General features: G+C 39.5%; 8 protein-coding genes. All 8 read left to right on the plus strand.

The features are described from left to right. Window positions 1-1,163 (plus strand): ATP-binding protein (locus tag I2D69_RS19115; protein WP_195380393.1); only part of this gene is annotated, 1,163 nt, incomplete at its 5' end. Next, the gene (locus I2D69_RS19120) at window positions 1,163-3,367 is read left to right on the plus strand and encodes a YtxH domain-containing protein (RefSeq protein WP_195380394.1); all 2,205 of its coding nucleotides are present in this window, start codon (window positions 1,163-1,165) and stop codon (window positions 3,365-3,367) included. The genes I2D69_RS19115 and I2D69_RS19120, both read left to right, overlap by 1 nt. Beyond that, a complete protein-coding gene (locus I2D69_RS19125; RefSeq protein WP_161234488.1) occupies window positions 3,364-4,371 on the plus strand; it encodes a C40 family peptidase in 1,008 nt (335 codons plus the stop codon). The genes I2D69_RS19120 and I2D69_RS19125 overlap by 4 nt, the downstream gene beginning before the upstream one ends. A gap of 15 nt (window positions 4,372-4,386) precedes the next feature. Beyond that, window positions 4,387-5,298, plus strand: coding sequence for a conjugal transfer protein (locus tag I2D69_RS19130; protein ID WP_118760192.1), 912 nt, complete (start codon window positions 4,387-4,389; stop codon window positions 5,296-5,298). 121 nt (window positions 5,299-5,419) lie between these two features. After that, window positions 5,420-5,791: a GntR family transcriptional regulator gene (locus I2D69_RS19135; RefSeq protein WP_006857100.1), complete on the plus strand. Its 372-nt coding sequence runs from the start codon at window positions 5,420-5,422 to the stop codon at window positions 5,789-5,791. Between the two features lie 2 nt (window positions 5,792-5,793). Continuing rightward, the gene (locus I2D69_RS19140; RefSeq protein WP_118003844.1) at window positions 5,794-6,642 is read left to right on the plus strand and encodes an ABC transporter ATP-binding protein; all 849 of its coding nucleotides are present in this window, start codon (window positions 5,794-5,796) and stop codon (window positions 6,640-6,642) included. Continuing rightward, a complete protein-coding gene (locus I2D69_RS19145) occupies window positions 6,642-7,295 on the plus strand; it encodes an ABC-2 transporter permease (RefSeq protein ID WP_006857098.1) in 654 nt (217 codons plus the stop codon). Before I2D69_RS19140 ends, I2D69_RS19145 begins: the two co-directional genes overlap by 1 nt. A 130-nt stretch (window positions 7,296-7,425) precedes the next feature. Continuing rightward, on the plus strand, window positions 7,426-7,617 hold the full coding sequence (locus I2D69_RS19150) for a DUF4177 domain-containing protein (RefSeq protein ID WP_008370354.1): 192 nt from the start codon (window positions 7,426-7,428) through the stop codon (window positions 7,615-7,617). Window positions 7,618-7,816 lie beyond the last annotated feature (199 nt).

A 7,816-nucleotide genomic window follows, 5' to 3' on the forward strand; every position in this document is an offset into this window, starting at 1 on the left:
CTACGGGTATCTATATGGGCTATTCCGTTGATACGGGAAGAAATGTGTACCTGCAACCGTCCCTTGCCAGTCAAGGTATAAAAGGTACAGTTACCAACGCTTTAGCTTCTGCTTTTGTCGGTTCGCTTGGCGGTGGTAAGTCGTTCTGCAACAATCTTCTGGTGTATTATTCGGTTCTCTTTGGGGGACAAGCGGTTATCTTAGACCCAAAATCAGAGCGTGGCAACTGGAAAGAAACGCTCCCAGAAATCGCCCATGAAATCAATATCGTAAACTTAACCAGCGACAAGGACAATGCAGGACTTCTTGACCCATTTGTGATTATGAAAGACAAAGAGGACGGAGCGACGCTGGCAAAAGAAATTTTAACATTCTTAACGGGTATCTCTACCCGTGACGGAGATAAATTTCCTGTGCTTATTAGTGCAATCAGCAATGTATCTGAAAGCGAACACCGAGGGCTGTTAAATGTTATCACAGAATTACGGAAAGAAAATACGCCGATTGCGAACCATATTGCAAATCATATTGCCAGTTTTACGAACTATGATTTTGCACATTTATTGTTTTCAGACGGGACAGTAAAAAATACAATCAGCCTAGATAATCAGCTCAATATCATTCAAGTAGCGGACTTAGTATTGCCAGATAAAGACACCACTTTTAATGAATACACAACCATTGAATTATTATCGGTGTCTATGCTGATTGTGATTAGTACCTTTGCACTCGACTTCATTCACAGCGACAGAAGCATTTTTAAGATTGTAGACCTTGATGAAGCGTGGGCGTTCTTAAATGTGGCACAAGGAGAAACGCTCTCTAACAAGCTGGTTCGTGCTGGACGAGCTATGCAGGCAGGCGTTTATTTTGTTACCCAGTCTGCCTATGATGTTTCAAAGGAAAGTCTGAAAAACAATATCGGCTTGAAATTTGCCTTTAGAAGCACGGATATAAACGAGATAAAGCAGACCTTAGAATTTTTCGGTATCGACAAGGACGATGAAAACAACCAGAAACGCTTGCGTGATTTGGAAAACGGACAATGTTTATTGCAGGACTTATACGGGCGTGTCGGTGTGGTACAGATACACCCCGTCTTTGAAGAACTGCTACACGCCTTTGATACCAGACCGCCCGTACAGAGAAATGAGGTGGAGTGATGAAAGAAAGGATAAAAGGTGCGTTCACAAAAAAGAAGATTTTCCACTTTCTCAAAATGGCTCTGTTCGTGGTGGCACTCTCCCTTATCCTGCTTTCACTTTTGGGGACGGTGGCTCATGCAACGGGGCTTGTAGACGATACCATAAATGCAGAAAATCTTTACTCAAAATATCCGTTGTCGAATTACCAGCTTGATTTTTATGTGGATAATAGCTGGTCGTGGTTGCCGTGGAACTGGCTGGACGGGATTGGAAAATCGGTGCAGTACGGGCTTTACTGCATTACCAACTTTGTCTGGACGATAAGCCTTTATTTAAGCAATGCTACGGGCTATGTGGTGCAGGAAGCCTATAAGCTGGACTTCATTAACGATATGGCAGACAGTATCGGAAAGAGCATACAGACCCTTGCAGGCGTAACACAGAACGGCTTTTCTTCTACGGGCTTTTATGTTGGTTTCCTGCTTCTCATTATCTTAGTGGTGGGACTTTATGTTGCCTATACGGGACTTATCAAACGGGAAACCAGCAAGGCACTTCACGCCGTTATCAACTTTGTAGTGGTGTTCGTACTGTCCGCTTCGTTTATCGCCTATGCTCCCGATTACATCAAGAAGATAAATGAATTTTCATCAGACATCAGTACCGCTTCACTTGATTTGGGAACAAAAATCATGCTCCCCAACTCTGACAGCGAGGGCAAGGACAGCGTAGACTTGATACGGGACAGCTTATTTTCTATTCAAGTGGAACAGCCGTGGCTACTTCTGCAATTTGGAAACAGCAACGCAGAGGAAATCGGGGCAGACCGTGTAGAAGCTCTCGTATCGGCAAGCCCAGAGGACGAGGACGGAAAGACCAGAGAGGAAGTCGTGAAAACAGAAATCGAGGACAACGACAACAACAATCTGACGATACCGCAGGTGGTAAACCGTTTAGGCATGGTGTTCTTCCTATTGTTCTTCAATTTAGGGATAACAATATTTGTATTCTTACTTACGGGCATGATGTTGTTCAGCCAGATACTTTTTATTATCTTTGCAATGTTTTTACCTATCAGCTTTTTACTTTCCATGATACCGAGCTATGAAAGCATGGCAAAGCAGGCAATCGTGAGGGTGTTTAATACCATTATGACACGGGCAGGAATAACGCTCATTGTAACGGTGGCGTTCAGTATTTCCAGTATGTTTTATAACATATCCACAGACTATCCATTTTTCATGGTGGCGTTTTTGCAGATAGTATGTTTCGCTGGTATCTACATGAAGCTGGGCGATTTAATGAGTATGTTCTCTTTGAACGCTAATGACAGTCAAAGCATGGGACGAAGAATTTTCCGCAGACCGTATCTGTTTATGCGACATGGGGCTAGGCGTATGGAACACCGTATTGCAAGGGCGGTAAGTGCTGGCGGTATTTCGGGCGGTGTCGCTGGTGCGGTGGCTGGAAGTGCCGTTGCTAATAAACGAGCGGAAAGAAAAAATACAGCTTCAAAAGAAAATCGGGGCAATACCACTTCCAGCATGGGACAGCGTGCAGGCTCAAAGGTTGGTGCTGTCTTAGATACGAAAAATAAAGTAAAAGACAAGGCAAACGCTGTCAAAGAGAATATCAAGGATATGCCAACACAGACCGCTTATGCGGTATATTCCGCAAAGGAAAAAGCAAAGTCCAGCGTGTCTGACTTCAAGCGTGGTATGGTGCAGGAACAGCAGTCCAGACAAACGGGACGATTGGAAAAGCAGACACAGCATAGACAAAATATCGCTGACAAACGTATGGAGCTTCAAAAGGCACAAGAAGCAAGACAAAGAAAGACGGACGGATCAGCGACAACGGGAGCTACCCGTCCCCATGAGCGACCAGTCACAGCTTCAACCATTCCAAAGCCGAGTGCGGAAAAAATGCAGGAAGTGAAACGTCCTGCCACAGCGACCACTTCAAAAGCAAGTGAACCAGTCAAGACAAATGTTGTGAAAGAGCGTCCGTTATCTTCTGGTGCTTCTGATAAGAAAGCGACCCAGCCTGCACAGCCAGTACATAGGCAGAATGTAGAAAAAGTAGTATCGCAGGAAACACGCCAGAATTACAAAGCAGAGCGTACTACAAAGAAACAGACCTTTGAACAATCAAAGCGTACAACGGAACATACCGAAAAGAACCGTAACCTTGTAACGAAGAAAGGACAGAAGAAAAAATGAAACTGAAACATATCGCTCTTATTGGCAGTCTGTTTCCTATCCTCTTTTCCATAGTCCTTTTCTTTGGTGTCCTCATTAGTGCGGACAGCGACGACGAGAACAGCAACTTTTCTTCTGGCATTACGGGTATGAATTTATCCGCAGAAGTTTTGAAACATCAGCCTATGGTGGAAAAGTACGCCAGAGAAAACGGTATCTCCGAGTATGTCAATGTGCTATTGGCTATCATTCAAGTAGAAAGTGGTGGTACAGCAGAAGATGTTATGCAGAGTTCAGAAAGTCTTGGCTTACCGCCCAATTCTTTAGATACGGAAAGCTCAATCAAGCAGGGGTGTAAATATTTTGCGTCCCTGCTTTCTTCCTGCCAAAATCAAGGTATCGACGATTTGAATGTAGCGATACAGTCTTATAACTATGGCGGTGGTTATGTGGGATATGTGGCAGGAAAAGGAAAGAAACACACTTTTAATCTTGCGGAAAATTTTGCCCGTGAGAAATCGGGTGGAAAGAAAGTAACCTATACCAACCCGATAGCTGTTGCGAAGAACGGGGGCTGGCGGTATGGCTATGGAAATATGTTCTATGTTGAATTAGTCAATCAGTATTTAACTGTTTCGCAGGTATCGGGAGAGCTGGCACAAAAGGTAATGAATGAAGCGTTGAAATATCAAGGCTGGAAGTATGTATATGGCGGTAGCAATCCCAACACTTCTTTTGACTGTTCGGGATTGACGCAATGGTGTTATGGAAAAGCTGGTATCTCCTTACCGAGAACGGCACAAGCACAGTATGACGCAACCCAACATCTTCCACTCTCGCAGGCAAAGGCTGGGGACTTGGTATTTTTCCATTCCACCTATAATGCTGGTTCGTATGTAACCCACGTTGGTATTCTCGTTTCGCCGACACAGATGTACCATGCAGGCAACCCGATAGGATATGCAGACCTAAGTAGTAGTTACTGGCAACAGCACTTAATCGGTGCAGGACGAGTAAAACAATAGAAAGGACTTGAAAATATGTTTAAGAAGAATAAGAAACAGACAGAAACTATCAAAGAACCAAAAGAAAAAAAGGTGCGTACTGTTAAGGTAGGCACACATAAGAAAGCCGTGATTGCGTTGTGGGTGGTACTTATTGCAAGCGTGAGCTTTGGGGTGTATAAGAATTTTACTGCTATCGACCAGCACACGACCCACGAAAAAGAAATCATTGAACTTCGCTTGCAGGACACCAACGGGATAGAAAATTTCGTGAAGAATTTTGCGAAGTCCTATTACACATGGAATAACAGTAAAGAAGCGATTGAATCAAGGACGCAGGCAATCAACGGTTATCTGACAAAGGAATTGCAGGACTTGAATGTTGATACCATTAGAACGGATATACCGACCAGCTCCACAGTTACAGATGTGATTGTATGGAGTATCGAACAATCGGGAACGGACACTTTTTCTGCTACCTACGAAGTAGATCAGCAGATAAAAGAGGGAGAAAAGACAAGCAATGTGAAAGCAACCTATACCGTAAAAGTCCATATAGACGCTGACGGGGATATGGTAATCGTTCAGAACCCTACCCTTGCACCAGCAATCGAAAAATCAGACTATGAGCCTAAGACACCAGAAGCAGACGCAAGTGTAGACGCTGATACCGTGAATGACGCTACCGCATTTCTGGAAACATTCTTTAAGCTCTACCCGACAGCTACGGAAAAAGAGCTTGCCTATTATGTATCGGGAAATGTGCTTGAACCTATCGGCAGGGACTATCTTTATTCTGAACTGGTAAACCCTATCTTTACAAAGGACGGGGACAATGTGAAAGTCAAGGTAGGCGTGAAATTCCTTGATAATCAGACAAAGGCGACGCAGATATCGCAGTATGAACTTGTGCTACATAAGGATAGTAACTGGAAGATTGTAGGATAAATTATATAGCGTGCATTTCCTAAATGAGATTTGCACGCTTCACTTTCTGTACAAACACCATATAACACTTGACAACAGCGTTACTCTGTTATATACTGTTTATACAGAAAGGAGCTGTGAGATGAAAATTATTATAAACCATTCTTCAATGATACCTATTTACGAGCAAATAGTAGAACAAGTTAAAGCTTTAATTCGGAATGGAAAATTAAAAGAAAATGATAATCTTCCGTCTGTTCGTTCTCTTGCAAAAGAATTAAAAATAAGTGCTCTAACTGTGAAAAAAGCATATGATAGCTTGGAAAACGAGGGGTTTACGGTAACAATTCATGGAAAAGGAACATATGTTACTGCTACAAATACAGAGCTTTTATTAGAGGAACAGAAAAAGGAATTAGAAAGTGATTTAGAACGAGTTATTCAAAAAGGCAGATGTTACGGTATCAGTGATGAAGATATAAAAAAACTATTTGAGTTAATTTTGGAGGGTTAGATATGTTAAAAATTGAGCATTTGAAAAAAAGTTATGAAAACTTTTCGCTTGATTGTTCTCTTGAAGTAAAGAAAGGTCATGTAACTGGTTTGATTGGTCAAAATGGTGCAGGAAAAAGCACAACATTTAAAGCTATTTTAGGGCTAATTTCCTTTGATAGTGGAACTATCAATATTCTTGGAAAGTCATTACAAGATTTTACTGCAAAAGACAAGCAAGATTTGGGAGTAGTTCTTTCGGACTCTGGCTTTAGTGGATATTTAACAATCAATGATATTATTCCTATTATTGATAATTTATATCAAAATTTTGATAAATCATTTTTTATAGAACAAGTTAAAAAGTTTCAGCTTCCACGAAATAAAAGAATAAAAGATTTTTCAACTGGTATGAAAGCGAAAGTAAAAGTCTTAGTTGCTGTTTCACACAATGCAAAGTTGTTAATTCTTGATGAACCAACGGCGGGATTAGATGTAATAGCTAGAGATGAATTGTTAGAAATGCTAAGAGATTTTATAGAAAAAGACGAAGAACGCTCTATTTTAATTAGTTCTCACATTTCCAGTGATTTAGAAACTTTATGTGATGACCTTTATATGATACATCAAGGAAAAGTAATTATGCACGAAGATACTGATGTTTTACTAAGCGATTATGCACTACTTAAAGTTGATGAAGAAGAATATTCCAAATTAGATAGACAATATATTTTACGTACAAAAAAAGAAAGCTATGGATATAGTTGTTTAACTAATCAAAAACAATATTATGCTGAAAATTATCCTCAAATGGCGATTGAAAAAGGAAATATAGACGAAGTAATAACAATGATGATTAGAGGTGTTGAATAATGAAAGGTTTATTGATTAAAGATTTTAAATTGCTGAAAGGACAGAAAAACTTCTTTATGACTATTACTGCTATATCTATAATAATGATAATAGTATCTCCGGGGACTTCGTTTCCGATTGGTTTCTTAGGTTTTGTGGGGGCATTATTCTCATTGAGTTCAATTAGCTATGATGAATTTGATAATGGAAATGCTTTTTTATTTTCTTTACCGATAACACGAAAAGATTATGTACTGGAAAAATATATTTTTGGATTGATTTCAGGAATAATGTTTTTGTTGTTGGGAACTGTTATTAGTTTAGTTGTTATTGGTATTACAAAAACAGGCAGTTTTAATGAAATTTTTTTAACAGCAGGTTCTTTATTTCCTACTATTTTATTGATTTTATCAATCATGCTTCCTTTTATCTTGAAATTTGGTGGAGAAAAAGGAAGAATTGCTATCATAGGTGTAATGGGATTTATATTTGTTATAGGACTGCTTCTTATAAAAACTACTGAATATTTAGGAATAGATTTATATGTCTTAATAAATAAATTACCTAAATTTGAACCACTAGTATATATAATATTATTTTTATTGCTTTCAGTTGTTATTTTAGGTATCTCCTATCTTATTAGCTTAACAATACTAAAGAAAAAAGAGTTTTAGAAAAGAGAGGTGTGCTTATGGACTTGACTATTTTGGTAGTAGGATTGATATTGGGCGTTGGTATTCCTTTAAGAAATAAGGCAATCAAAAAGCGTAGAGAAAATATGAAAGAGAAAGGAAATGAGGAAAAATGAAAAAATATGAATATTTAGAAATTGATTATACTGCGAAAGGTGTTGTGTTCCTTTGCACCGATAAACATAAGGAAGTTATAAATAGCTATGCAGAAAATGGGTATCGCTATGTTGGTTTTATACCTACAGAAATTGACGCAAAAGGTTGTATGCGAAAGATTGATTTAATTTTTGAAAAAGAAGATTAACTCATTTTAGGGAGTTGGTTCGAATGATAGGGTTAAAAAAACGAGATATTAAAAAAGCATTAAAGGCTGGTGCAAAGGCTGGCGGTATGTCATTAGCTGATGTACGGGAAAATATTGAAGCAACGATTGATGAAGCTATGAATAGCACCGACCCAGAGGTGCAGGCAAATTTCAAAAAGTATTTTGGGAATAAACGCCC

Source organism: Ruminococcus sp. D54t1_190329_F1, assembly GCF_015551645.1.
GTDB classification, from domain to species: domain Bacteria; phylum Bacillota; class Clostridia; order Lachnospirales; family Lachnospiraceae; genus Blautia_A; species Blautia_A faecis.

What these genes read in the sequence shown, in the direction of transcription:
- I2D69_RS19140 (WP_118003844.1), top strand. Translation starts at nt 5,794, where the DNA reads ATGTTAAAAATTGAGCATTTGAAAAAAAGTTATGAAAACTTTTCGCTT.
- I2D69_RS19130 (WP_118760192.1), top strand. Translation starts at nt 4,387, where the DNA reads ATGTTTAAGAAGAATAAGAAACAGACAGAAACTATCAAAGAACCAAAA.
- I2D69_RS19150 (WP_008370354.1), top strand. Translation starts at nt 7,426, where the DNA reads ATGAAAAAATATGAATATTTAGAAATTGATTATACTGCGAAAGGTGTT.
- I2D69_RS19125 (WP_161234488.1), top strand. Translation starts at nt 3,364, where the DNA reads ATGAAACTGAAACATATCGCTCTTATTGGCAGTCTGTTTCCTATCCTC.
- I2D69_RS19145 (WP_006857098.1), top strand. Translation starts at nt 6,642, where the DNA reads ATGAAAGGTTTATTGATTAAAGATTTTAAATTGCTGAAAGGACAGAAA.
- I2D69_RS19135 (WP_006857100.1), top strand. Translation starts at nt 5,420, where the DNA reads ATGAAAATTATTATAAACCATTCTTCAATGATACCTATTTACGAGCAA.
- I2D69_RS19120 (WP_195380394.1), top strand. Translation starts at nt 1,163, where the DNA reads ATGAAAGAAAGGATAAAAGGTGCGTTCACAAAAAAGAAGATTTTCCAC.